This is a genomic window from Alkalihalobacillus trypoxylicola (assembly GCF_001590785.1).
GTDB classification, from domain to species: domain Bacteria; phylum Bacillota; class Bacilli; order Bacillales; family Bacillaceae_D; genus Alkalihalobacillus; species Alkalihalobacillus trypoxylicola.
Genome location: NZ_LTAO01000023.1, coordinates 81,309 through 107,773, shown reverse-complemented (window position 1 = coordinate 107,773; position 26,465 = coordinate 81,309). Strand labels below are relative to the sequence as shown.

The 26,465-nt window shown below is 36.8% G+C and carries 21 protein-coding genes; 14 read left to right on the top strand and 7 right to left on the bottom strand.

What is annotated here, in order from left to right; all coding sequences use genetic code 11:
- The first annotated feature begins 79 nt into the window (after window positions 1-79).
- The 7 genes from AZF04_RS13150 to AZF04_RS13120 all read left to right on the top strand — a co-directional run bounded on the left by AZF04_RS13150 (window position 80) and on the right by AZF04_RS13120 (window position 6,865).
- The gene (locus AZF04_RS13150) at window positions 80-1,441 is read left to right on the top strand and encodes a YjiH family protein (protein ID WP_061949109.1); all 1,362 of its coding nucleotides are present in this window, start codon (window positions 80-82) and stop codon (window positions 1,439-1,441) included.
- A gap of 96 nt (window positions 1,442-1,537) precedes the next feature.
- The gene (locus AZF04_RS13145) at window positions 1,538-2,275 is read left to right on the top strand and encodes a uracil-DNA glycosylase (protein ID WP_235599988.1); all 738 of its coding nucleotides are present in this window, start codon (window positions 1,538-1,540) and stop codon (window positions 2,273-2,275) included.
- A 567-nt stretch (window positions 2,276-2,842) separates the two neighbouring features.
- Entirely contained in the window at window positions 2,843-4,108 is a 1,266-nt protein-coding gene (locus AZF04_RS13140; protein WP_045481336.1) for an ammonium transporter, read from the top strand.
- Window positions 4,108-5,121 carry a DUF294 nucleotidyltransferase-like domain-containing protein gene (locus AZF04_RS13135; protein ID WP_061949107.1) on the top strand — a complete coding sequence of 338 codons (1,014 nt, stop codon included), beginning with the start codon at window positions 4,108-4,110 and terminating at the stop codon, window positions 5,119-5,121. Before AZF04_RS13140 ends, AZF04_RS13135 begins: the two co-directional genes overlap by 1 nt.
- Before the next feature lie 6 nt (window positions 5,122-5,127).
- Window positions 5,128-5,856, top strand: coding sequence for an exonuclease domain-containing protein (locus AZF04_RS13130; protein ID WP_045481330.1), 729 nt, complete (start codon window positions 5,128-5,130; stop codon window positions 5,854-5,856).
- Window positions 5,857-5,916: 60 nt separating this feature from the next.
- The gene (locus tag AZF04_RS13125) at window positions 5,917-6,183 is read left to right on the top strand and encodes a MerR family transcriptional regulator (protein WP_061949106.1); all 267 of its coding nucleotides are present in this window, start codon (window positions 5,917-5,919) and stop codon (window positions 6,181-6,183) included.
- Window positions 6,184-6,562: 379 nt separating this feature from the next.
- On the top strand, window positions 6,563-6,865 hold the full coding sequence (locus tag AZF04_RS13120) for a DUF5327 family protein (protein ID WP_045481327.1): 303 nt from the start codon (window positions 6,563-6,565) through the stop codon (window positions 6,863-6,865).
- Window positions 6,866-6,973: 108 nt separating this feature from the next.
- Here the strand turns inward: AZF04_RS13120 and AZF04_RS13115 are convergent, their stop codons facing one another.
- The gene (locus tag AZF04_RS13115) at window positions 6,974-7,603 is read right to left on the bottom strand and encodes a GNAT family N-acetyltransferase (RefSeq protein ID WP_061949105.1); all 630 of its coding nucleotides are present in this window, start codon (window positions 7,601-7,603) and stop codon (window positions 6,974-6,976) included.
- 574 nt (window positions 7,604-8,177) lie between these two features.
- Here AZF04_RS13115 and AZF04_RS13110 point away from each other — a divergent pair.
- Complete coding sequence (locus tag AZF04_RS13110; protein ID WP_061949104.1) at window positions 8,178-8,552, top strand: DUF423 domain-containing protein; 375 nt, start codon at window positions 8,178-8,180, stop codon at window positions 8,550-8,552.
- Between the two features lie 559 nt (window positions 8,553-9,111).
- Window positions 9,112-11,910 (top strand): glycoside hydrolase family 2 protein, encoded by a 2,799-nt coding sequence (locus tag AZF04_RS13105; RefSeq protein WP_061949103.1) that lies wholly within the window; start codon window positions 9,112-9,114, stop codon window positions 11,908-11,910.
- Window positions 11,911-12,108: 198 nt separating this feature from the next.
- Here the strand turns inward: AZF04_RS13105 and AZF04_RS13100 are convergent, their stop codons facing one another.
- A complete protein-coding gene (locus tag AZF04_RS13100) occupies window positions 12,109-13,002 on the bottom strand; it encodes an AraC family transcriptional regulator (protein ID WP_061949102.1) in 894 nt (297 codons plus the stop codon).
- Window positions 13,003-13,149: 147 nt separating this feature from the next.
- Here AZF04_RS13100 and AZF04_RS13095 point away from each other — a divergent pair, with 147 nt between their 5' ends.
- Both AZF04_RS13095 and AZF04_RS13090 read left to right on the top strand, forming a co-directional pair.
- A complete protein-coding gene (locus tag AZF04_RS13095; protein WP_235599987.1) occupies window positions 13,150-16,503 on the top strand; it encodes a tetratricopeptide repeat protein in 3,354 nt (1,117 codons plus the stop codon).
- 13 nt (window positions 16,504-16,516) lie between these two features.
- The gene (locus tag AZF04_RS13090; RefSeq protein ID WP_061949100.1) at window positions 16,517-18,859 is read left to right on the top strand and encodes a beta-galactosidase; all 2,343 of its coding nucleotides are present in this window, start codon (window positions 16,517-16,519) and stop codon (window positions 18,857-18,859) included.
- Window positions 18,860-19,070: 211 nt separating this feature from the next.
- Here the strand turns inward: AZF04_RS13090 and gerQ are convergent, their stop codons facing one another.
- From gerQ to hemQ, 4 genes are all read right to left on the bottom strand, one after another.
- Window positions 19,071-19,550 carry a spore coat protein GerQ gene (gene gerQ / locus AZF04_RS13085; RefSeq protein WP_045481308.1) on the bottom strand — a complete coding sequence of 160 codons (480 nt, stop codon included), beginning with the start codon at window positions 19,548-19,550 and terminating at the stop codon, window positions 19,071-19,073.
- Window positions 19,551-19,589: 39 nt separating this feature from the next.
- Window positions 19,590-20,021, bottom strand: coding sequence for a cell wall hydrolase (locus tag AZF04_RS13080; RefSeq protein ID WP_061949099.1), 432 nt, complete (start codon window positions 20,019-20,021; stop codon window positions 19,590-19,592).
- Window positions 20,022-20,203: 182 nt separating this feature from the next.
- Window positions 20,204-20,836 (bottom strand): hypothetical protein, encoded by a 633-nt coding sequence (locus AZF04_RS13075; protein WP_064504139.1) that lies wholly within the window; start codon window positions 20,834-20,836, stop codon window positions 20,204-20,206.
- A gap of 127 nt (window positions 20,837-20,963) precedes the next feature.
- Window positions 20,964-21,713 carry a hydrogen peroxide-dependent heme synthase gene (hemQ, locus tag AZF04_RS13070; protein ID WP_061949097.1) on the bottom strand — a complete coding sequence of 250 codons (750 nt, stop codon included), beginning with the start codon at window positions 21,711-21,713 and terminating at the stop codon, window positions 20,964-20,966.
- A 461-nt stretch (window positions 21,714-22,174) separates the two neighbouring features.
- Between hemQ and pta the strand changes: the two genes are divergently transcribed.
- Complete coding sequence (gene pta, locus AZF04_RS13065; protein ID WP_061949096.1) at window positions 22,175-23,164, top strand: phosphate acetyltransferase; 990 nt, start codon at window positions 22,175-22,177, stop codon at window positions 23,162-23,164.
- Between the two features lie 518 nt (window positions 23,165-23,682).
- Here the strand turns inward: pta and AZF04_RS13060 are convergent.
- On the bottom strand, window positions 23,683-24,513 hold the full coding sequence (locus AZF04_RS13060; RefSeq protein WP_061949459.1) for a lipoate--protein ligase family protein: 831 nt from the start codon (window positions 24,511-24,513) through the stop codon (window positions 23,683-23,685).
- 192 nt (window positions 24,514-24,705) lie between these two features.
- Between AZF04_RS13060 and AZF04_RS13055 the strand changes: the two genes are divergently transcribed.
- Window positions 24,706-24,945, top strand: a complete 240-nt coding sequence (locus tag AZF04_RS13055; protein WP_061949095.1) for a YuzB family protein — start codon at window positions 24,706-24,708, stop codon at window positions 24,943-24,945.
- 210 nt (window positions 24,946-25,155) lie between these two features.
- Window positions 25,156-26,403: a dicarboxylate/amino acid:cation symporter gene (locus AZF04_RS13050; protein WP_061949094.1), complete on the top strand. Its 1,248-nt coding sequence runs from the start codon at window positions 25,156-25,158 to the stop codon at window positions 26,401-26,403.
- Window positions 26,404-26,465: the final 62 nt, after the last annotated feature.

Sequence of the window (26,465 nt, the reverse complement as noted above, 5' to 3'; positions counted from 1 at the left end):
GTTTCAACAATAAAAAGGGTATAACAAAAAAGGTCGGATATGACTAAGAACTATCAAACAAGAAAGTAGGAGCTCGTAAATGAATGCTGATGGTAATAAAATCCATGACAAAAAGCAACGAAAGACCATAATAGGATTTATTCTTCCTTCCATAATAGGTGTATTTTTATTTATGACACCTGTTTATATGAATGGCCAATTTACGATACCCATTGCCTACTTAGCGGGACAATTACAACAACTATTGAATACAAATCTACCCTATATTGTCTTTTATTTATTGTTAGGTGGCTTTGTGATTTCCTGTTTCCTTACATTTCTGAAAAAAGACTTGTCAAAATATCCGAAGCTTCTAAAAGTGTTTGTGGTATCACCATGGTCATTATTGGTACGGTTTCTTAGTTTAATGATTGTCGGTGCTACTTTATGGCAGTGGGGGCCAGAAATCATTTGGTCAGAAGATACGGGAGGCACCTTAATTTATGAATTAGTCCCGATACTAGTGACTGTATTTTTGTTTGCGGGCCTATTTTTACCTTTACTAATGGATTTTGGACTACTTGAATTTATAGGCTCAAGGATGAATCAAATCATGCGTCCTGTATTTAAGTTACCTGGACGCTCTGCTATTGATTGTTTAGCATCTTGGGTAGGCGATGGGACCGTTGGGGTACTACTAACGAACAAACAATATGAAGAAGGATATTATACAAAAAGAGAAGCGATTGTAATTGGCACAACCTTTTCAGTTGTTTCGATTACCTTTAGTATTGTTATTTTAGAATATATGAATTTAGGAGAGATGTTTTTCCCGTATTATTTGTCTATCCTTATTTCAGGGTTTATTGCTGCTGTTATTATGCCAAGAATTCCTCCTTTATCTAGAAAAGAAGACCGTTTTATCAATAATGAACAATTCAATAGAGAAAAAGAAGAAACTAGAGAGGTAAGGTGGAGGGATGGTTATTTATTAGCGCTAGAACGAGTAAGAAATGGAGATGGATTTACTGGATTTTTAACGAATGGTATAAAGAATGTTTTAGATATGTGGTTGGCTATTATTCCAATTGTAATCGTAATTGGAACCTTTTCTTTAATCATTGCTACTTATACACCGCTTTTTCAAATAGTAGGTAAACCATTCGAGTATATTCTTACTTTTTTACAAGTACCGGAAGCAGGGGCTGCAGCTCAAACAATGGTCGTAGGTTTTGCTGATATGTTTTTACCAGCCATATTAGGTGCAAGTATTGAAAGTGAGATGACGAGATTTATAATTGCTGCTGTTTCTGTAACGCAGCTTATATACATGTCTGAAATCGGGGGATTATTATTAGGTTCTAAAATCCCCGTTACATTTTTGGATTTAATCGTCATATTTTTTCAAAGAACATTGATTACTTTACCGATTATTGTACTAATTGCGTGGATTGTTTTTTAGCGTTAAAATATAAAAAGATATCGTAGCTTATTTACCAATTCTGCGCTTCATTATAAAATAAACAGACAATCATTGAAGAGTAAAGGAATGATAGAATTGTCTAGTTTAATCCCTCATGAAATTCACCCTTCATGGAAAGATTTATTATCAGATGAAGTGATGAATGATGTAATGAAAATTGAGACTGAGATAAGTGATCAGGAATTTAATCCAACCAATCCTCGGCAAGCTTTACGTTTTTTGTCTACTGATTTGAATCATATGAATATCATATGGCTAGGACAGGATGTTTACCCTGCAGAGGGTGTTGCGACTGGTCGTGCCTTTGAAGTAGGTACTCTTCATTCTTGGACAGAGAAATTTAATCAGAACTCTATCCAAAACATTATCCGTGTTATTCACAAAAATTATTTTGAAATAGAAGAGTATAAACAAATTAAACCTTATACGCAAATTCGTAAGGAAATAGAAAGTGGTCAATTTCCGATTCTTCAACCAAAGCAATGGTTTCAATCTTTAGAAAATCAAGGGGTTTTATTCTTGAATTGCTCATTCACTTGTAAAATTGGAAAAGCAAATAGTCATAAAAAAATATGGGAATCTTTTTCAAATAAAGTGCTTCAGTTTGTATCGAGTAGAAGACCAGATTTAATCTGGTTCCTTTGGGGAAAAGAAGCGATTAATAAAAAAGTGTTCATTCAAGAGGGGCAATTTTATGAAAGTAGACACCCGATGTTATGTAGTGAAAAATATGAAAATGACTTTTTGAAGTTTAATGGTTTTAAGGACACCGGTCATCTAGTAAATTGGCTCGGAATACAATCAGATAAGTAATGTGTAGAAACTGCTGTGACTATATGCATCAATAAGAATCCCACATATGTTAGGTGGCAAGTTGTTCGCTCCCCTAAGACATTCTGAGTCCTTGTTACCAAACTAATTTTTTTAAAAAAAGTAGATTTCATCATGGCTCCCCATCCCACTTGAGCCTCAGTGACTTGTGTTGTTACTATAGCGGACTTCAAATTTAATGGGCTCTTCCTTCTTAGAAAAAGAAGGAAGGGCCTTATCTTTGTATGCACTCATTACACAAAATTCCACATTTCAATACAGGATGTAACAGGTTTTAATAGAGGAAAAAGTCAAAGGATAGACATGGTTGTGATAATATCTAACATCCATTTGCTGATGAAGTCATTATTAGCTTCTCATTATAAGCATTATCGAGAATGACCATCATAAACCATTATAAGTAAAGCGTTTACAATAAATTCGCTTATGAAAAAACATGTTAGTATATCTGACATAACAGTAGATTCAGAAAATTTTGACCGTATAATAAGGGATAACAAGCGATGTTAACTTACTTAACGCTGAACTATTGAGGGGAGAGGTTGCAAAATGGATTTAGTTTTAGTTGATAATCTTTGGGTGGTCATAGCAGGGGTATTGGTTCTTTTAATGCAAGGAGGATTTATTCTTTTAGAGGCCGGTTCCACTAGGATGAAGAATGCTGGTCATATTGCAGGAAAGACAGTATTTACAGTCGGAATTGCTACACTTGTTTATTGGGCAGCTGGTTGGGCGATTGCTTATGGAGATAGTGTATTTGGATTATTTGGAACGACACAGTTTTTCTACGGAGACGCTTCGGCTCCAGCAGATGGAGGTCTTGCACCCTCCGTTGATTTCTACTTCCAAGTAATGTTTGCAGCAATAGCATTGACGATTGCGTTTGGAGGATTTGCGGAGAGAGCGAAATTATCTGCATATGTTATATTTGCCGTATTATTCTCCTTGTTTGTTTATCCAATCGTTTCACACTGGGTATGGAATGATGGTGGATGGATTGCTGAAATGGGAAAACAAGACTTTGCCGGATCGACAGTTGTTCACTTAACAGGTGCAATGGCAGCTTTGGCGGCAACGATTATCTTGAAGCCGCGTCTTGGTAAATACAATAAAGATGGATCTTTAAATGAGATTGCTGGACATAACCAAGTTTATACAGCGCTTGGCGTTCTTATTCTTTGGGTAGGTTGGTTTGGATTTAATGCAGGTAGTACAGTATCACTTGCTGACGGATTCTTTGGGTTTGTAGCGTTAAATACTCAGTTAGCTGCTGCAGCTGGTGCGGTTGCTGCGTTGTTCATGATATGGGCCTTAAATGGAAAATCAGATATACCAACTATGTTAAATGGTGCTTTAGCAGGTCTTGTTGCTATTACAGCTTCGTGTGCATTTGTGGCACCTTGGGCAGCGGTCATTATCGGTATTATTGGTGGAATTATTGTCGTATTTAGTATGAAAATGCTTGATAGAAACAGAATTGATGACCCAATCTTCGCTATTTCGGTTCATGGTATCGCTGGTATTTGGGGAACCATTTCTACAGGATTTTTTGCTACACCAGAATTAGCAGAGATGAATGGTGGTAGAGCTGGATTATTCTACGGTGGTGGCTTTGAGCAATTAGGAGTTCAAGTATTGTCAGTAGTTGTGTGTGGATTGTTCGCATTTGTAGCTTCTTTCATCTTATTAAAAATTACAGCTGCTATCGTTGGTGGTTTACGAGTTAGTGAAGAGGAAGAAATTGCTGGTCTTGATTTAAGTGAGCATGGTAGTTATGGTTATCCTGAAAATATGCCAGCTAAAGAAGCAAAATAATGCAAAAGCATTTAAATAGTTCAGGAGATGAGCTGTTTCATAGTAGATTGAAGGAATTGTATCATGAAAGAATTTCAGCTATGAAAAATCTTACACCATCTATTGAATCAGTTTTTAAATTTCATGAACAGTTGATGTTTGAAGCGATTGAAGTCGCTCAAAAAAAAGTAGAAAGTGAGTGGGGATCACCTCCTGCTCACTTTGCTTTCTTTCTTCTAGGAAGTGGTGGTCGTGGCGAACAGCTATATTGGAGTGATCAGGATCACGGTATTGTGTATGAAGATGCAGAGGACGAAGACGCTCAGGAAGAATTACAGGAGTATTTTTTACATCTTGGTAAGGAAATAGTCCGTGCATTAGAAGCTGTTGGATACGAGAAATGTAGTGGAAAAGTGATGGCTTCCTATCCAAGGTGGTGTAAATCTTTAACAGCATGGCAAGAGCAATTAAAGCTTTGGTTGAGAGAAGATACTTGGGAACATTTACGGTATGCTTTAACTTTTTTCGATAGTAGGACATTCATGGGTGAGGATACTCTTTTGAAAAAGCTAAAGGAGACGATTTTTTCTACTCTAAAGAATCAACCTCAGCTTATGACACGCTTTGCGGAAAATACTGGACGTTTGAAGACGGGGGTTGGTTTATTTAATCAGCTTCTTACTGAAACAAAAGGAAGGCAGCAGGGGAAGTTAGATTTGAAGCAAATTGTTAATTTTCCTTATGTTAACGGTTTACGATTATTAGCTCTGAAAGAATCGATATTCCAACCCTCCACATTAAAAAGATTTGAGGAGCTTCCGTCTCAATATCATTTCATTAAAAGATATCAAAAAACATATCAAAAGGTATTAGAGTACCAACTAGCTTGGCAGCAAGGAATTGAAAGCTATGATGCTATTCATTATCTTCAATTAGAAAAATTAACAAAAGAAGAGAAGGCGCAATTAAAAAACTGGATTAAAAAAGGGCGTAAGCTATATGCGGAAATTGAATCTCTTGTGGAGGAGGACTAGACGACCATGATGAATCATATGATTCAGATGATGAAGCAATTATCATCCAAGCTAAGTCCCAGTATTTATACATCATCACAGCAACGCTCAACTGCACAGAGCATGTCTCATCTACGTCAAATCCAAAGAGAGCTCAAACAAGGTGATGTCCTAGATAAACCATTGAAGCATTTACCATTTGTCGTTTTTGATTTAGAAACTAGCGGCTTTAATCCTGACCGAGGGGATAGTATTTTATCAATAGGTGCTGTTAAGATGATTGGGACAGATATCATAGAAACTGACACCTTTTACTCAACCATCCAAACAAAAAAAGAAGTATCAGATGAAGTGTTAGCTTTAACGGGATTAAAAAAGGATGAATTAAATGATTCTCCTCCTTTAGCAGAAGTGCTGACCAACTTTTACCAATTCATTGGAGGAACCACCCTAGTGGCTCACCATGCTAGTCATGAAAAAAAGTTTATGTCACACGCAACTTGGCAAATGCTGAGAACGACTTTTCAGCATCGAATTGTAGATACCTCTTTTTTAACTAAGGTTGTCGTTCCACACAAATCATTAGTAACTCTTGATGAATGCTGTGAATATCATCAAATCCCTGTGGAAAATCGACATCACGCTCTAGAGGATGCGGTAATGACCGCTAAATTGTGGAGGCAAAATCTTATATTAGCCACTCAATTAGGGTTCCATTCTTTAAGAGATGTGTACACTTTTTTAGCAAAAGGATAATACAATGTCTTTTATTGTCATGTGTAAATATTTGGTTACTGATAGTAAGGAGGAGAGGGCATGTCACAAAATGTCCCAAAGAAGCAAGCATGTTTTCCGATCCGTGTAGTGATGGAGATGACGAATCTGACTGCAAGACAAATTCGTTACTATGAAGAACAAGGGTTGATAAAGCCAAAGCGAAATGAAGGCAATCAAAGAATGTTTTCTTTAGAGGATGTGGAGAGGTTTCATCTAATAAGGTCCTATATAGAAAAAGGAGTAAATATTGCAGGGATAAAAGCAATACTAGCAACAAGTGAATCTGAAGAGACAAAAAGAGACTGAGATAGAAGTTGATTTTGAGAATTTGAAATGATGTGTAATGGATACAAACATCAGGAACGAACCATGAACCCTCCTTACTGTGAAAAAGGAGGGTTCTTTTTTAAAAGGGTAGATTCCCTATGAAAGGCGTAAGCTTGAGGACACAAGGAACGGAGACTCCAGTGTGAGGAAGTGGTCATGCTGAAATCCACTTTTAAAAAAGTTAGTTCGGCAGCACCAGACCGGACACAAAGTGTCTTGGCGAAGCGTACAGGCGGGCACCTAAAGTGGTGGAATCATTGATTCGTGAGGTATTGTCCGTCCTCTTTTGTTTTTGGTCTTTTCAACTTTTCATATTGTAAGCTCAATATGGTAAGATGGAAGTGCGAGGAGGGTCATAATGAATATTTCAACACAATCCGTTATACAAACCATGAAAGAACAAATTCAACGTTTAGAACAAGCTCATATAAATAATCAAGAAGAAATCATCAAGGAAACGGTCACAGCGCTTGAAGCATACTGTCGACTTTTCAAAACATCACAAGCTTCTCAATCAACGAATCAGGTTAATAGTATAAATCCTTCAGTAGCAGATAAAAAATGGACACAAATACAACCTGTTTCTTCCTTTTCTAATCATATTGAACAAAGCGGAGAACCGATTGATAAGCATAAGGGTGATAATTTATTAGATTTTTAATTAGCATGGCTTTTTCTAAAAAAATAAAGGACGAAGGTTCCTATGTTAGGGATGCTCGTCCTTTTTTATATCCATTTACATATGTGCTCGCTAGTTCGTTCGTTTATTTTAAAAATGGCTTTCAAATTCGGGCTTCCATTCGACCAAAATGCCATAATGACAAGATTCCTCATCTTCTAAATAATTTGGTAAAATTTGAAGTGGTTGAAGTCCTTGCTTTAACATAAAGCTTAAAACATCGTCCTTTATTTCAAAATGGACTACTCTTTCTATATATTGTTCAACGGTCATTTGCTTTTGATAGATATGATAATTAGGGATACGGCAGCCTGCGATGAATCGTTTTAATTTTTGTTGTGTAACGAGTCTTTTTCTAGCATCATATAGTGCCTGAGCAATACCTAGACCTCTATAACGCGGATGTACACATACATCAATTCCATATAAACTATCTCCTTGTATTTCATGACTCGCTTTTATATAGCCGTTGTCACTAATTTCATCCCAAGTGTGAGGTTGACCGGTATAGGTTGTGAGTAAGGAAGTGGCGGAACCGACGATTATTCCATTTAACTCGGCAGCAAGAGCCCCTTCGGGAAAGCTGTCAATATGGGCTTGAATTTGGGTCTTTTTCCACCAAAGCTCCTCTGGAAATGGAGGAGGAAAGGCTTCCTTTTGCAAAGCGAGTAATCCGGGATAATCAGTGATTGTATAGGGTCTAACTGATAAATGATTCATTTAGAAAACCTCCGTTCGCCGTTTTTAAGTGAGTGCATTTCATAATGGCTCTATAAGTGAATAAAACCGACCGTTTATTAAAAAATATGTCTTGAATGCTTGTGAATTCACACGTTGATTGAAACGGTAGGTAGAGACTCCCAAAGGATCAGCGCCGTTTGAAGATCCACTCTGACGAAGCCCAGCGTAGTCGGAGTTAGCTGAAGACAAGCCCTTGGGAAAGCATCTACCTAAAGTGAAAATCAAACACCTAATCGTTTCGTTTTCATTTTAAGATAGGAAAGATGAAATGGGTTTAAGTGAACGAATCGTTATAAAAAATGTCTTGAATGTTTGTAGAATCACTTGTTGATTGAAACGGTAGGTATAGACTCCCAAAAGGATCAGCACCGTTTGAAGATCCACTCTGACGAAGCCCAGCGTAGTCAGAGTTAGCTGAAGACAAGCCCCTGGGAAAGCATCTAACTAAAGTGGAAATCAAAAACTTAATCGCTAGGTTTTCATTTATAAGATATGAATTATGAATTTGATTCAAGTATAATCGATTATAGCAAATCAAAAAAGGAGAATGATCATGGCAAAAATATTTTTAATAATAGGAAGTTTAGTAATGGCATTAGCTGTAGGAATTGGAGCGTTTGGTGCTCATGGATTAGAAGGGAAAATTTCTGAACGTATGCTGAAAAATTACCAAACTGGTGTTCAGTATCATATGATACATGGGGTAGGAATTTTAATTGTAGGCTTATTAGCACTTAAACTTACTTCCTCCTCATTATTAAATGGTGCTGGTTGGAGTTTTTTAATTGGTATTGTACTTTTTTCTGGAAGTCTTTATATTATGGCGCTTACAGGTATTACGAAGCTTGGGGCTATTACTCCTTTAGGAGGATTAGCATTTATTGTCGGGTGGGTGCTTATAGCTATTGCTGCCGTAAGAGCTCTATAAATTATAATGAAAAGAGGGGAAGGAGAAAAACTGTTTTTCAATCACCCCATGAGAGAAAATTGAAAATGATGTGTAATGGATGCAAATATTAATAACGTACAATGAACCCTCCTTACTGTGAAAAAAAGGAGGTTTTTTTTGAAGTGGTAAATTCGCTGTGAAAGACGTAGGCTAGCGAACACAAGGGACGGAGACTCCAGTTGGAGGAAGTGGCTGCCGAAATCTACTTTTAAAAAAGGTAGTTCGACAGCACCCTACCGGGCGCAAAGTTTCTTGGGGAAGTGAACAGCCGGTCACCTAACATGTGTGAAATCATTCATTCATGAGTATGGTTTCAGTATTTTTTATGCTTTTTTTTTTTTACATTCAACAAAATTAGACCCTCTTTTTCATTATTTTTGACTACCACTTCACATTTATAAATCTCTCGAATGACTGTATAGTAAGCTATCTGGTAAAATCCGAATATTATCCATCAATAACAAGAAATAATCAATTGTCTTGTCTAACTGTAAGCGCTAAAATGAATGAACATAAGAAGCTAAAGGAGGATAAATGGATGAATGAGGTTAGACAGACGCTGTCTTTAAATGGAACATGGGGATTTAAGTTAGATCCTGAGGAAAAGTGGACCGTTCAGGATGTAATCAATGATACCTCTCTGAATAGCATTCAAATTCCCGGCTCATGGGAAGAGCAAGGCTATGGTGAACCAAGTGAACATGAGCCATTAGGGACTTGGAAGAAGGAGAGAGAGTACACAGGTCGAGCATGGTACACGTTGGATTTAGAAGCTAGCTCTCTACCTTTGAATCAAGATTATCAATTAGTATTATCTGGGGTACGCTGGTTTACTGAGGTCTATTTAGATACCCAATTGGTAGGTACTGGAGAAGGACTAGTAACGGATCAGGTTTTTGATTTGAGTCATGACTTACAACCAAACAAAAGCCAAAAGCTCATCATAATGATCGATAATTCAATGAGAATTCCTTTGATAGAAAGTCATATTCATTCCTATCATACTGCAACGAGCTGGGGGGGAATTACGGGTGGTGCACGTATAGATGCTCTACCTAAGGAAAGAATCGCAAAAATCGATTTTCACCCTGGAGATACACCTCAGTCGGTTTCTGTAAACGTTCATTTAACTAATAATCAGGAAATCCAAAATCAACCTTATATTCAAATAGAAATAAAGGATCAGGGCGAAACGATTATCAAAGATAAAAGACCAATTGACATTGAAAACGGAATTTGTTCTTTAGTACTAGATTTAGGTAGAGAGAGTCAGCTTTGGTCAGATACTAACCCATTTTTATATGAGGTGACAACCTCACTCTATGATGGCGATGATAAGCTAGATATTCAGAGTCATCGATTGGGACTCCGTCATTTTCAAGCAAAAGGAAAAGAGTTTTTATTAAATGACCAACCTACTTTTTTAAGAGGGTATGTTGATTGCTGTATATTTCCATTAACAGGTTATCCAGTTTGGGATAAGGCACATTATAAAAAACAATTTCAAATAGTTAAAAGTCATGGGTTTAATCATGTGCGATTACATGGTTGGTCAGCACCAAAGCCTTTTTGGGAGGCAGCGGATGAAGAGGGGATGCTCGTGCAAACAGAATTACCTCATTGGTCTGGGCATTATATGGATTGTGAAAAACAACCACCTGAAGATGTTCATCAATTTTTTAAACGCGAAATCAAAAGAATCGTTGAAGATTTAAATGAGCATCCATCCTTTGTCATGCTTGCCCTTGGAAATGAATTGATAGGCCCGAGTGGACATCCTTCTTTAAATGAGCTAATCGATATTGCTAAAGAGATCGATCCAACAAGGTTATATACCGATAATACAGGCTTTGGACAATTACCTGCTCACCATCGACAAGGTGACTATTATATTCAGTCCTTAAATTGGCATCCACCTTATGAACTGGGGTTTGCAGGCTCACCTAACACCTATGAAGATTATTCTGAATTAACAAGATTAGATGACAAACCATTAATTGGGCATGAGCATGGGCAATTTACGATGTATGCAGATCCCGGTGCTTCAGAAAAGTTTACAGGTAATTTGAAGCCGAATTGGCTCAACACCTTGAACGAATCTTTAGAAGGAAAAGGATGGAGTCATCGTGTCGAGGAATTCCAAGAGACTACAGGAAAGCATATGGTTCGCTCTTATAAGGAAATTATGGAGAGAGCAAGGCGGACGAAGGGATTATCCGGTGTTCAGCTTCTCGATATTCGTGACTTCCCAGGACAAGGACATGCGACTACAGGAATACTAGATGTGTTTTGGGATAGTAAAAATGTCATCTCTCCAAACGAGTTTAAGCAGTTTAACGGAGATAGAGTTCTTTTAATGAAATCGGATCGGCGGACATTATTTAGTGGAGAAGAGCTTTTAGTTAAAATAGATGTATCTAATTACGGAGCCAAATTCGAACGGGCTAAACTTAGCTGGCAAATTGATAAAGATGGTGTCCTGTGGAAAAACGGAGAAGAGCTTATTGAAGCAGTCGAAACAGCATCCGTTATAGAAGTTGGACAAATTGCTCTTAAGGCAGTAGAAGATGAGTCTGCTCATTATCAGTTAAAAGTGAAGCTTGAAATTCAACATGAAAAGATTGAGAATAGTTGGGAGTTTTGGTCGTTTCATCACAAAGGTCTGCCAAATAACGTTCGTGATATTTGGAGTAATATAAATTCGCTAAAATCCTACCTATACGGAGCAAAGTTCGGTCAATTAATCGGAATTGATGGACTTAGCTATAAAAAAGAGGATGCAAAGCTAGCTGTTACGGATTTAATGTCACGTGATGTTTTGCAATTTTTATTAGATGGTGGGGATGTCTGGTTAATGGCCAAGCCAGGTAATCAATATGACGAAATCGAAACGAGATACTTACCTGTATTTTGGAATTTCCTTTGGTTCCCAACACAAGAGAGTACAACCATGGGAATGAAAGTAAATCAGCATCCGTTATTTAATGCCTTTCCACATGATGGATACTCGAATTGGCAATGGTATCATTTAGTAGAGGGAGCAACAAGTATTGGTTTAGATAGTTATCCTCAAGTTGAGCCTATTGTTGAAGTGGTGGATAATTTTCATCGAATGAAAAAACTAACCTATGCTTTTGAAGCAAAAGTAGGTAAAGGTCGTTTATTTGTATCAGCCTTTAAAACTTCTGATGTCAAAGATTTGAAGCGACCTGAAAATAGCTATCTTTTTGAATCGACTCTTCATTATCTGTTAAGTGGTCAATTTGTTCCACAAACACAACTAACAGTATCTGATTTGGTTCGACTATTTAAAGTCACAGGTCAATCAGTAACATAATAAAGTTTCTATAAAAGGAAAAAATCCTAGACAAAAAGTAGATAGAACGTTCATAAGAGGCTGATACAAAAGCTATTTTTACACGAGTTCATGTAACGAGCGAAACTTGATTTGGTGTGTAATAAATGAATACACAAATAACAAACATAACCCTCCTTCTAAAAAAAAGAAGGAGGGTTATGTCTTTATGGAGTACTATTACCCTTTTTGCGTCGTCCGGTATTCGGTAGGGGATTGTCCGATAATTTTTTTGAACATTCTTGAAAAATAGTAAGGATCACTAAACCCAACCATTAAAGCAATTTCTTTGATAGCAAGGTTGGTTAAATCTAATTGATGGCAGGCATATTGAATTTTAAGTCTCAAAAAGTAATCGATTGGAGGGAAGCCTGTTGCTTCCTTAAAAATTTGAATCAGGTGCTGTTTCGATAGCTTTACTTGATTAGCAATATCATCTAGGCTAAGAGAGCTTTGGATTTGGTCCTCCATATAGTGAATAGCTTCCTCTATATAAGTCTCTTTTCTTTCCTTTTTATCGTTTTCCTGTGATTGGATTCCAAGTACACTAATTAAATATTGAAGGGTTTGGGAAATATTTAAATGGTGAGGCATGGAATACGGCTTTGTTTTAATATAGTCAAAACATTTTTTAAATAATTGCTTTAATAAGGAAGCTTCTTTTAATGAAACCGGAATAGAGAGTCTGGAGGAAAGTAAAGAGCTTATTAAAGGTAAAGACTTTTCTCCCTTAATATGAAACCAATATATGCTCCATGGCTGGTCATGGTCAGCGTAATATACGTGTGGTGTATGAGCCGGGATAAAGAAAAAGGTTTGTGGTTGAATGTGGATAAGGTTACCGCTGAATAAGTCAATCCAACCCTCTCCTTTGTCACAATAAATTAAAATGGATGACTCACATCCTTTTTTTCTTTCCCTATAATGAAAGCTAGCATCGGGATAATAACCGATATCGGTTAAATAAAACTCCTTAAGAAAGGGCTGATCCATCATTTCTTCTTCTAAATATTCAGGTAAGATATAAATCATTTCAGAATCAAAACCACTTGCCTTCTTCCTTTTATAAACCATGGTTATCCTCCTATGTTTTCTTACTATGTTTTTTATCATACATCTAAAACAGAATATAATCCATCATAATCCGTTTATGATGAATTGGAGCTTTCTTTCAGACGTTGTAATCTAACCTTATAAGAAGTATTTAAGGAGATGAGCAAATTGAAGCATTGTGAATTAAGCGATGTGCAAGTTTGGGAAGAAAAAAGAGAGATACCAACCTATTCAGTGGGAGAACCTGAAAAAAATCCTATGTTTTTAGAAAAGCGAGTCTATCAGGGGAGTTCGGGGAAGGTTTATCCTCATCCGGTTATTGATAAGATTTATGATGAAAAAGAGATGAAAACCTATCAAATAGTCGTGTTAGAAAATGAATATGTTCGAATAGAAATAATGCCAGAAATCGGTGGAAGAGTCTATCGGGCTTTAGATAAAACAAATAACTATGATTTCGTTTATTATAATCGAGTCATTAAGCCTGCACTTGTTGGTTTGGCAGGACCATGGATATCAGGAGGAATAGAATTTAATTGGCCACAACATCATCGCCCAAATACCTTCGGTCCTGTTAACTATGATATTACGCATAACGACGATGGGAGCGCGACGGTTTGGATTAACGAAGTGGACAGAATGTATGGAACGGTCATGACGGGCGGTTTTACATTAAAAAAAGATAAAGCCTATTTAAAAATAGATGTTCAGCTTTATAATCGTACGTCTGAGCCTCAAACCTTTTTGTGGTGGGCCAATCCGGCTGTTGCGGTCAATGACCATACACAGTCTGTTTTTCCACCAGATGTTCATGCTGTATTTGACCACGGTAAACGAGATGTTTCCTCTTTTCCTATTGCAACGGGAACGTATTATAAAATGGATTATTCTGCGGGTGTAGACATCTCAAAATATAAAAATATACCTGTACCTACTTCTTACATGGCCTATAAATCTGATTATAATTTTGTTGGTGGGTATGATAATCAAGCAGAGGGTGGTTTACTTCATGTGGCCAATCATCATATTTCGCCAGGGAAGAAGCAATGGACATGGGGAAATGGTGAGTTTGGTCAAGCTTGGGATCGAAATTTAACGGACGAAGATGGTCCTTATATTGAATTAATGACAGGTGTTTATACGGATAATCAGCCTGATTTCACTTGGCTTCATCCTAATGAAGAAAAATCTTTTACCCAATATTTTATGCCCTATAAAAAATTAGGAATGGTTAAAAATGCGTCCATTGATGCAGCTGTAAATTTAGAGATTAATGAACAAAAAGCAACTGTGAAGGTTTATGCAACAGCTTTATTTGAAAACGCATCTATTCTATTAATAGGAAGAGATACAACCTATTTAGAAGAGCAAGTCATGATCTCTCCAAAGCAAGTTTTTGAAAAGGAAGTGCTATTAAAAGAAGGGGAGAAGGCTCATGATCTTGAAATAAGAGTAGTGGATCAAAAAAATAAAATATTAGTTGCCTATCGTCCTCAAAATTTAACCGATTCAAATAAAGAGATACCAGAGCCGGCTAAGCCAATGCCAAAGCCTTCAGAAATAGAGACGAATGAAAAGTTATATTTTGCAGGTCTACACCTTGAACAATATCGACATGCAACTTTTGAACCGGAGCATTACTATTTAGAAGGACTAAGACGTGATGATTCTGATTTGCGAATCAATACGGCCTACGGACTGCTCTTAATGAGAAGAGGGCAATTCCAAGAGAGTGAGCCGTACTTTAGAAAGGCTTGTGAAGCATTAACGGTGCGCAATACCAATCCATATGATAGTGAAGCTTTTTTTCAGCTAGGTAAGGTTTTAAAATATCAAGGAAAACTTACGGAAGCCTACTCGGCTATCTATAAGTCAGTTTGGGCAGCCGGTTGGCAGGATGTCGGTTATTTAACTCTTGCACAAATCGATTTAGAGTTAGGTAATGAAGAACAAGCATTAGCTCATGTGAATCATTCACTGACTAGAAATACGCAGAGCTTAAAAGCGAAATTACTCAAAAGTGCTCTACTTAGGAGAAGAGGAAGCTATGAGGAGGCTAGACTTTTATGTGAGCAATCCTTAAAAGAAAACCCGTTAAATTTTGGGGCACTCAATGAAAGTCTTTTAATTGAAGAAGAAGTAGGGAGTTCAGAGGAAGCCGAGAATATACGAAATGATTTTAGTATTAGAATGCGTGAAGATGTATACAATTATATAGCTTTAGCAACAGATTATGTGGAATGTGGGTTATTAATAGAAGCTTTTAATCTCTTAAAAAGGGTGACCGCAAGTAAAGCAACGGGAAAAAATTATCCTATTGTTCATTATGCGTTAGCTTATCTTTCAAAACGATTGAATCAAATCGAGGAGCATCACTTTCATTTGAAAGAGGCAGAAAAGGCAGTTAGCGATTATTGTTTTCCAAATACGTTGTTTGAAATGATGGTTTTACAAAGTGCTTTACACGAAAATAAAAATGATGCAAAAGCCCATTATTATTTAGGGAATTTCTTATATGATAAAAAACGTTATGATGAAGCAATCAAACATTGGGAAGAGTCAAAAGCACTCGATGCAACTTTTCCTACCGTCCATCGAAATCTTGCTTTAGCGTATTATAATAAGCTTGAAAATTCAGAGTTAGCGCTTCAAGCATTAGAGAAGGCCTTTGAGTGTAATCAAAAAGATGCCAGAGTTCTATACGAACTGGATCAATTATATAAAAAGCTTGGAGAACATCCAAATAAACGATTAAAAAATCTAGAAAAATACAAAAGTCTTGTAGAAGTAAGAGATGATTTGTATATAGAATGGATTAGTTTATTAAATATAGAAGGAAAGCATCAATTGGCTTTAGAACATCTGCTATCTAGAAATTTCCACCCTTGGGAAGGTGGAGAGGGGAAAGTAACTGGACAATATGTTGTTGCATTAGTCGAACTTGGTAAACAGTTGCTACAAGGTTCTCAGTACGAAAAAGCAATCGATGCTCTTTTAAAAGCAACAGAATACCCTTTAAATCTTGGTGAAGGAAAGTTATATGGTGCAAATGAAAATAATATCTACTATTATCTAGGATGCGCTTATGAAAGGCTTGGACAGCCTGAGAAAGCAAAAGAGTGTTATGTGATGGCTACAGAAGGAATTGATGAACCTGCAGGTGCGCTATACTATAATGATCAGCCACCAGAAATGATTTTTTATCAAGGACTCGCGTGGAAACAATTAGGTAACGAACAGAAAGCGCTAGAGCGATTTAATAGATTAATTGATTATGCAGACAGGCATGAAACGAAAGAGGTAGAAATAGATTATTTTGCTGTCTCTTTACCTGATTTCTTAGTATTTGATGAGGATTTACAAAAGAGAAATAGGATTCATTGTCAATTTATGCGTGGCTTAGGTTTACTAGGCTTAGGAAATGAAGAGTTAGCTTCGACAAATTTCGAAAGTGCACTTAATTTGGATCAAAATCATCAAAGTGTCATTCTGCATCAAAAAATGAACAAATCATTGATTTAAAGGAGGGCAAAGAATGAAAGAGTTTTCAGTGAATATTAGTCCAACGAAAAAAGAAATTTTTCCAGCTTCTATCGATATGGGAGATCAGAACGTAAATGGTGATCAATTTCAATTAACGAACTACTATTTCAAGAAAAACGGTCAGCCTTTTTATGGTATTTGTGGAGAATTTCATTTTAGCCGATATGAAAATCAAAATTGGGAAGATGAACTCATTAAAATGAAAATGGCCGGCATTAATATTGTCCCAACTTATATTTTTTGGAATCATCACGAGGAAGTTCAAGGAGAATTTGATTGGAAGGGTAATAAAAATGTTCGAAAATTCATTGAGCTTTGTGATAAGCACGGACTTTATGTCATTATTCGAATTGGTCCCTTCTGTCATGGAGAAGTAAGGAACGGAGGAATGCCCGACTGGTTATACGGGCGTCCGTTCCAGCTACGTTCAAATGACTCACAATACCTTGAGTTTGTTAAGAAATTATATCAAGAAATTAGTAACCAAATTCAAGGATTATTATTTGAAGATGGAGGTCCGATAATAGGTACCCAAATAGAGAATGAGCATCAACATGCAGGTGCACCGTGGGAAATGACAACCGGTTCTTCCAATGAATGGGTACATGCTGGTGGTGACGGAGATGAGCATATAAAAGTGTTGAAACAGCTAGCCCAAGATGTAGGGATTGTGACTCCGATGTATACTTGTACAGCTTGGGGAGGGGCATCGGCACCAAGTGATGAGGTTTTGCCTTTATGGGGAGGCTACGCCTTTTGGCCCTGGATTTTTTATGGAGATGCAACAGAGCATCCGGCTACTCCAGAGTATATCTATCGAGATTTTCATAATAATGATAAAGATAATTATGGCTTCACCCCAAATTATCCGGCAGAAAACCTACCTTATGCTTGCTGTGAAATGGGTGGAGGAATGACCAACTTTTATCAATATCGCTTTAAGCTCCCTTACGAAAGCGTCGATGCAATGGCTAATATTAAGGTTGCAGGTGGTTGTAATTTCGTCGGCTATTATGTGTTTCATGGAGGTCAAAATCCAACAGGAAAGAAAACGCCTTTTTTAAACGAGTCTGCGACACCAAAAATCTCCTATGATTATCAAGCCCCAATTGGTGAATTTGGGCAGATTAGAGCTTCTTATCGACGTCTAAAAAGGCAACATTATTTTTATAAAGAAGTCGAAAATAGCTTCTGTGAAATGAAAACAACATTGCCAAATGGAGCTGAAGATATAGAGCCTAAGGATGTCGAAACTCCTCGTTTTGCCATTCGTTCTAATGGAGAATCTGGTTATTTATTTATTAATAATTATCAAGATCACGTAAAGACACAAAAACAAGAAGACTTTTCTCTTTTCATTGATTTAGAAAAAGAAAGCATTCAACTACCTAGTCAAGGAGGCTTGGCATTAGAGAAGGACGAATCGTGTATATTACCATTTAACTTGGATTTAAATGGTTGTACCCTTCAATATGCAACTGCCCAATTTATGACTAGTATAGAGGTAGAGAATGAATCTTACTATTTCTTTTATACACCAAATGGCTTAACGTCTGAATATATGATTAAGAATTCTCCAGTTGCAACTATTACTGGGACTGGCATTGAAACAGAAGAGCAAGAAAATCACGCACTTGTTAAAGTAATCAATGAAAGTAATAACAGAATGGATATTCATTTGCAGAATGGAAAAACTCTTCACATTTGCACGTTATCTGATAAAGACTCACAAAATTTCTGGAAATTTTCTAGGAAGGGTCAAGATTATGTATTTGTTACAGAAGCGACTGTACTCGTTAGTGAAGAAGATGTTCGCTTAGAAATAGAGGACCCGGCAACCGTTGAACTAAAGGTATTTCCTCCATTAAAAGAAGAAGCTTCATTTAAAGGCTGTAAGGTAAAAAAAGAAAAGCAGCAACCCGGTCTATTTGAAACCTATGATTTATCGTTTAAGCGTAAACAAGAGAAAATATTGAGGACGGATCAGGTAAGTGATTCTCAACTAAAGCTAGAAATCTTGCCATCAGCTTTTTCAGATGTTAAGGAACTGTTGATAAAGGTAAATTATGTAGGCGATATTGGCTATGCATATATAGATGGTGAACTCATTCATGATCACTTCTATAATGGTGGTACTTGGGAAATTGGTTTAAAGAAGCATGAGGAAAAGCTAAAAACGAAAGAAATCTATCTCTATGTTTCACCATATCGAGAAGGAAGCTATGTAAAAAGTGACTCACCAATGGCAGCAAGAACGGAAATGTCAGAAAAGAAAATCGCTACATTGGATAAAGTAACGTATTCTATCGTTACGGAATGTCTTATTGACATGTAATAGTCATGTATAAATGTTTCCTTTAATCTGAGCCATACATCTAGGAATAATAGTAGTAGTTGTTATACTAATCGTTCAATTCGAATTAACTAGGTTAAAACATTCGTTACCTTCCTTGGTAATTAAACCTCAATGATTTCAAAAATAGAGAATTCACTATTGAACATAATAAAAACGAGTCCAATATAAAAATGGACTCGTTTTTTGTTATTTATCGTGGAGCATATTGAGTTAATTGAGCTCCTGAACCAAATGGATATTCATATTCAATCGGTTCATCAAATACTACATAATCAAGCGTTACCATCAGTAGTAAATAGTATTCTCCATTTTCTGGATTACTAACGATGATGTGGTCGCGTCCAGCTTCCTCTAAACGGCCTCTAAAAACTCGTGCGTTCCATTCTGAATTGTTTTCAAAGGTCATATAAAAAGAGGCTATTTTTCCTTTATTTAAACGTAATATATTCTCAATAAAGGATTGTTCAAGTGGAAGTGAGGTTTGATTACCCCCACCTTGTTGCTGTAGGGCAAACCCAGGTACTTGATAATTAGCTGCAGAAAAATTTTGACTTTGCCTTTGCTGTGGCTGTGAGTAAGAAGATTGAGGTGTTGGCTGTGACTGGTTACCATATTGTTGCTCTACTTGTGTCCCTTGCTGATTATATGCTCCTGGCCAATATTGATACACAAGTCATCGCTCCCTTAAAAATTAGATTCATTTTCTAAGCTAGAAGGTATTATAAACTTCTTCACATTCAGATGCTAACGGAGTATAGAAACAGTGGTTTTTGTAACGTCCAGAGTTCCATTGTCCCCACCATTGTTCTGGACAAGGACCATCTGGTCGAAAGAACCAAAGTGCAAACTCTGCAGGATTAACTCTTTCGCCGTTAATCAACCTTCTGGCTAATCGTCTGTCCCGCTCTCTTGCTTGCTGGTAAAAATAACTTTTTTGTACGGCTTCAAAGCCTCCTGGCGACTGAAAGGCCATTTGTGGAATGGTATTAACATTTCCAAAATCAAGACATCGAACACGTACTCGGTTGACCATCACATTTCCGGCATTTAACATGCCAATTTCGCCTTCTCCTTCAGCTTCTGCACGCATAAGGCGTGCAAGCATATCGATATCACTTGAAGTAGCCTTGATGACGGCCAAAATCTTCACCTCCCATGATGATGGTTCTTGTTGAATCGAGGTCTTTTTTGGCAAGCTTCCTGCCGCTTACCGACCACAAGCCAATTTAATTCATCTATATGTTCCTTGTTAAAAAACTATTCTTTTTTTCGAAAAGGTGGAGTGAAGCTGATAAAGAGCAAGCTAAATAAGTAGGGGAGGATTTAATCTTGGTATGATAAGGTTCCTACCCAAACATCGCCTTTATCGATTAAATATTGTGTGTCATTTTCTAAATGAATACTTGAAACATCATACGCTTTTTGTTTAATAGCTTGTACTTCTTTTTCGGAAATTTGTCCGTCCATTATCCATTCAGTAAATTCAGATTCATCATAATAAAGAGTATTCATACATAATTCCCACTCGAATTGTTTTAATTGGTTTTGTAAGGATTGAAAAATGTGATAGGGGAATGGTTTAGAATTCGTTCTTTTTATAAAAGTATCATCATAAGCATGTAAGTAATCTTTATAGGCAACCACGATTTGAGATTCGATAAAGTGTGGATGGTATAACCAGATTTTTAAATAAAAATCTTCGTTTTCCTTTTTCATTTTCTGGTGCCATTCCATATAAACCTCGAGCATGGCTTCTAATAAAAGCGTATTATACCAAGAAGGTGGATTTCTTCGAATTAATCTATAAAAAGGAGGGATCGATAACTTCGTGTTTGTTCGTTGATACTCTCTAATATAATCAATATCTAAATCTATCGCTGCTTGCTTCCATCGTTCAATCTTCCTCTTTTGTCTTTTCCAGCCTCTAATTTTTTGCTTTTTTGAGTAGTAAAACAAAGGAATTCCTCCAATATCATTTCATTAATCTAGTCGTTTCATTATAAGGTAAAATAGCATAATAATGGATCAAAAAGAGTGAAATCTCTGCGATTTCACTCTCAACATTTAGATAGTAGTCATGTATTTATATTTTAAAATACGTTAATAGCTCTTCTTTTTTCAGTAAGTTTCCAACAAAGAAAGAACCAAATTCAGCATAACGAGCTGAAACTTCATCAAAACGCATTTCATAAATTAGCTTCTTAAATTGAAGAACATCTTCAGCGAACAATGTAACTCCCCATTCCCAATCATCAAAGCCGACAGAACCTGTAATCATTTGTTTGACTTTACCTGCATAACTTCGACCGATAAGTCCATGACTACGCATTAACTCGCGTCGTTCATCCATAGGAAGCATGTACCAATTGGCATCATACTCTCTTCTTTTATCCATAGGATAAAAACAAACATGCTCTGTTTTTGGAAGCGTTGGATAGAGTCTTGAGCGAACATGAGGGTTTTGATAAGGGTCCTCATTACTATCGCCTGCCATGTAATTACTCAACTCAACGACTGATACATAAGAATAGTTAGGAATTGTATATTCAGCAAGTTCGGTTTTATTAAAAGCTAACTCTAATTCATTCAGCTCTTTCATTGTAGGTCGAAGAAGTACAATCATAATGTCGGCTTTTTGCCCAACTATAGAATATAAAGCATGACTGCCTTGGCCTTCAGCTTCAACATTTTCCCAACTAGCAAGAGCTTCTTCAAATTCTGCTATGATTTGTTGCTGTTTATCTGTATCTAATGTTTTCCATGATGACCAATTAATCGTACGAAAATCATGTAAACAATACCATCCATCTAAGGTTTTTGCTGCCTCAATCATTTGAACCGACTCCTTTTATTCATCTTCATCAAATCTAGACATTTGTATCATACCATAAATAGCTGGAGAGAATAAAATGAAGAAAGACGATTTAGTGAAGCTTAATATGTAATCATGTTGTTGGTTTTATTGTGAATAATTCCTATTAAAAAATGATTTCAAGAGCTGAAGTTTAGATTATGTTCAACATTTCACAAAATCTTAATAATTGAAATCCTTGAGAAAGCAATCACAATGTTACAATAAATATATAGGCTGAATGATAGGGTTCTTTTTTAAAATTAGGCTAAATTCATCCATTAAATGGATGAAAAAGTTAAATAGAACGCTTTCTATTTTTGAAAAATTTTTACTTTAAGGAAACATTGGCTTAGACTGTTTTCATTTCGAAAAAAGAGGGGTATGCTGTAAATATAAGCATATATAGTGATTGTATATGTAGTTTATGAGGAGGCATGGTCATGAGCGACCTTTTTAAAGTTATAAAGGAACAAGTTGAAAAACATCAACCGACTATTGTGCTACCAGAAGCGACAGATGAACGTGTTTTGGAAGCAGCGGTTTTATTAGAGAAAGATAAAGTAGTAAAGCCCATCTTGATTGGTTCACAAAAAGAAGTAAACGAGCTAGCCAATCAATTAAATTTAAGCATTGAAGGGATCCAAGTATTAGATCCTAACCATTACGAAAGATTTGACGAGATGGTAGCTGCTTTTGTAGAGCGTCGAAAAGGAAAGGAAACGGAAGAATCCGCCTCTGAGAAATTAAAAGACGTTAACTACTTTGGTACAATGCTTGTTTATATGGAAATTGCCGATGGCTTAGTAAGTGGCGCGGCTCATTCTACAGGAGATACGGTGCGTCCGGCACTTCAAATTATAAAAACTCAGCCAGGTATTAAAAGAACATCTGGTGTCTTTATTATGGTGAAAGAGGATCAAAAATTCGTGTTTGGAGATTGTGCGATTAACATTGCACCAAATAGTGAGGAGCTATCTGAGATTGCAATTGCGACAGCAGAAACAGCAAAGGTATTTGATATTGATCCGAAGGTAGCGATGCTTAGCTTTTCAACGAAAGGATCCGCCTCATCAATTGAAACTCAAAAAGTGTCTGAAGCGACTAAGCTTGCACAAACAGCACGACCAGATTTAGTGATTGATGGTGAATTCCAATTCGATGCCGCTTTTGTTCCAGCAGTTGCCCAAAAGAAAGCACCAGATTCTCCATTACAAGGACAAGCGAATGTTTTCATTTTCCCAAGTCTTGAGTCAGGAAATTTAGGTTATAAAATTGCTCAACGTCTCGGCGGTTACGATGCAATTGGACCTATTTTACAAGGATTAAACAAACCAGTAAATGATTTATCTAGAGGATGTAATGTATCTGATGTGTATAAGCTATCGCTCATTACTGCGATGCAGGCTATTACACAAAAAGTCCCTAATTAAGTAAATGAGGATGGGACAAAACCTGTTTTAAAATCATTACATTAGAGAAACTTGAAGTGATGTGTGTAATGGATGCAAACATCAATAACGAACAATGAAACCTCCTTCTAGAAAAAAGGAGGTTTTTTTGAATGGGTAGATTCCCTATGGAAGACGCAAGCTAGCAGACACAAGGCACGGAGAGACTCCAGTGGGAGGAAAATGGCCATGCCGAAATCCACTTTTAAAAAAAGTTAGTTCGGCGCCACCCACCGGACGCGAAGTGTCTTGGGGGAGCGAACAGCTGGGCACCTATCAGGTGTGGAATCATTCATTCGTGAGTATTGTCACAGTCTCTTTTTTTATTGCTATATAGAGGTGGTTCAACCTCTTTATTCCTTTTATTAGGATGAAACCTGTCGTTATCGTTTATGTTGATAATACTCGTATTTTAGTGGTTATTTATGTCAGGTATGTTTAGTGATTAGAACGATTATCGGGAAAGGGATTTGACCGAGAGGGTGAGAATGTCTCCTTATCTAAGGCAAGCATTTTTCATTACGAATCGAAACTTTCTCTAAATGGTTCGAGAAGGCAACCTTTTCATCCTCTGAAAGTCCGGTATTAACAAATTCTGCACCTAGTCTTTCCAAGACTTGATAGGCTCTATGTAATACATTTTGTACGGTCAGTGAGGAGTCGTTTAAAAGCTCCTCTAAAGAGGCCATCGTAGAAGGCTCTATAATCGGATAATCAAAATTTGCTTTTAAACCTTGTACAGCTTTCGAATAGAAAGATTGAATAAGACGAGCTCTATTTGAACCACTACCAGAAATGCATAAGTAAATTTGGATGGCAATTCCGTTACGGATTCTTCTTTGTGAAATTCCTGCAAATTTCTTTCCACCGATACTTAAATCATAGCTTCCAGGGCAATAGGAGCCTACAATTTCACCGGCCTTTATCTCTACATGAGGAAACATTTCCGTAATCAGCTGTAGCATTAAGTCGTAGCCTCTGTTAATACTAAACCCTTTATCCTCTTTGAGAATAAGAGATATATTCAAAATTTGGTCATCTAATACAACAGCAAGACCTCCAGAATTCCTTACGATTACATCATATTCTTGATGATTTAAATAAGAAAGTCCGTCCTCAATTTTAGGTAGTCGACTATCCTGAGTTCCGAGCACAATAGTCTTTGAATGAACCCAAGCTCGTAATGTTGATGGCATGGCTTCTTTACCGACTGAATGGCAGATCGTATCGTCATAAGCAAAGGAATGTAAGGCGGACCAATCTAAACCAAGCTTTGTATGATCGATAAATCTCCACTTATTATTGAAATATTTATTGAAATCTTTGTCCATCACGTTCAATTACACCTCTAATGTTTTGATACGTTATAATCACGATTAGTATTACATTATAACTCGCTTATTATAGCATGATTAGTTAAATACTGTTAAATCAACTTTGCTAAGGTTACAAAAAGAAAAAAATGTGGTATATTGGGAAAATCGTTTTGTTTTTTATGCTGAGAAAGAAAGGTAGAAGATGGGATGGCGAATGAATTTCGAATCTGTGATGAATGTCAAGCAACAAACATTAAAACATTGATTCCACGATTAAATCAAGTCGATTCAGAAGCTACAATTGATATTCGCTGTCAGTCCTATTGCGGACCTGGTAGAAAGAAATCTTTTGTTTTTGTAAACAATCGACCAGTAGCAGCGCCAAATGAGGATCAAGTAATCGAAAAAGTGTGTATGAAGCTTGGAAAAAGCCTAACTAAAAAATAAAAAACAAATAAATAACAAAAAGGATTAGAATCGATGAACTAAGGGAATTGTTAGTTCAGAGGTTCTTGCTTTTGGAAATGTTTACCTTAATTTTACTTTTATTCAATTTTATAGGAATATTTTGTCAATTATCCTTACAAAACGAAACGAATCTCATGTTGTTTAAAAGTAAAAATGAAGCAATGTTTGCTGTTGAGAGGAGAAAGTGAGATGAATTTAACAAAAAAGATATTAATAGCACTAGTTGCTGGAGCATTGGTCGGTTTAGGATTTAATATTTTTGTACCTGAGGCCGTTTTTAATGGTTTCGACGAATATTTATTTACACCTTTAGGACAAATATTCCTTAATTTAATTATGATGGTCGTTGTACCATTAGTGTTGTTTTCGATTATTTTGGGTGCGGCTGGTCTTGGTGATCCTAAGGCCTTAGGACGTATTGGTGGAAAGGCTTTAATTTACTTTATGGCGACCTCCGTTATTGCTTTATCTTTAGCGATTTCTTTGGCGTATTTAATACAGCCTGGAGAGCCAGGGCTGATGGGAGACTTAGACGAAACCTATCAAGCAGATGAAGCGCCTCCTGTAATGGAAACTCTATTAAACATTATTCCTCAAAATCCTATCGAAGCAATGGCGTCAGGAGAAATGCTGCAAATTATTGCTTTTGCTATTTTGGTCGGTCTCGCTTTAGGGAGATTAGGTGAAAAAACAAAAGGGATAGTAAAGCTAGTTGAACAAGGTAATGAAGTCATGATGTTCTTAGTTGGAATTGCCATGAAGCTTGCTCCTTACGGGGCTTTTGGATTAATTGCCTCCGCAATTGGTAAATTAGGGCTTTCTGTACTGCAATCTATGCTAGCTTATATGTTTACGATTATTATTGCATTGATTCTTCATACAATTATTACGTATGGTGGAGCTGTTGCTATCTTTGCGAAACGGAATCCAATCGAGCATTTCAAAGCCTATATACCGGTAATGGCAGTAGCATTTAGTACATCTAGCTCGAATGCGACCTTGCCAACAGCGATGAAAGTAACTGAACAGGATTTAAAAGTATCAAAGCCCGTTACTTCATTCGTTGTTCCATTAGGAGCTACCATTAATATGGATGGAACAGCGATTATGCAGGCTGTCGCAACGGTTTTTATCGCACAGGTTTTTGCCGTATCATTGAGTTTTATGGATTTACTTACGATTATTTTGACTGCCACATTAGCTAGTATTGGGACAGCTGGAGTTCCAGGTGTTGGTATGATTATGCTTGCGATGGTACTATCCTCAGTAGGCTTACCGGTGGAAGGTATCACATTAGTGCTTGCCGTTGACCGAATTCTAGACATGATGCGTACAGCTGTTAATGTCACAGGAGATTCAGCGTGCGCCGTTATCATTGATCGTTATGAAAGAAAAAGGCTAGAAAAAGAGGTTGCAGCTGAACCAACCGAATCATAAACGGGAAACATATTAAACATAAAAAAGTAGGTAGGATCATCATTCGATGAACCTACCTACTT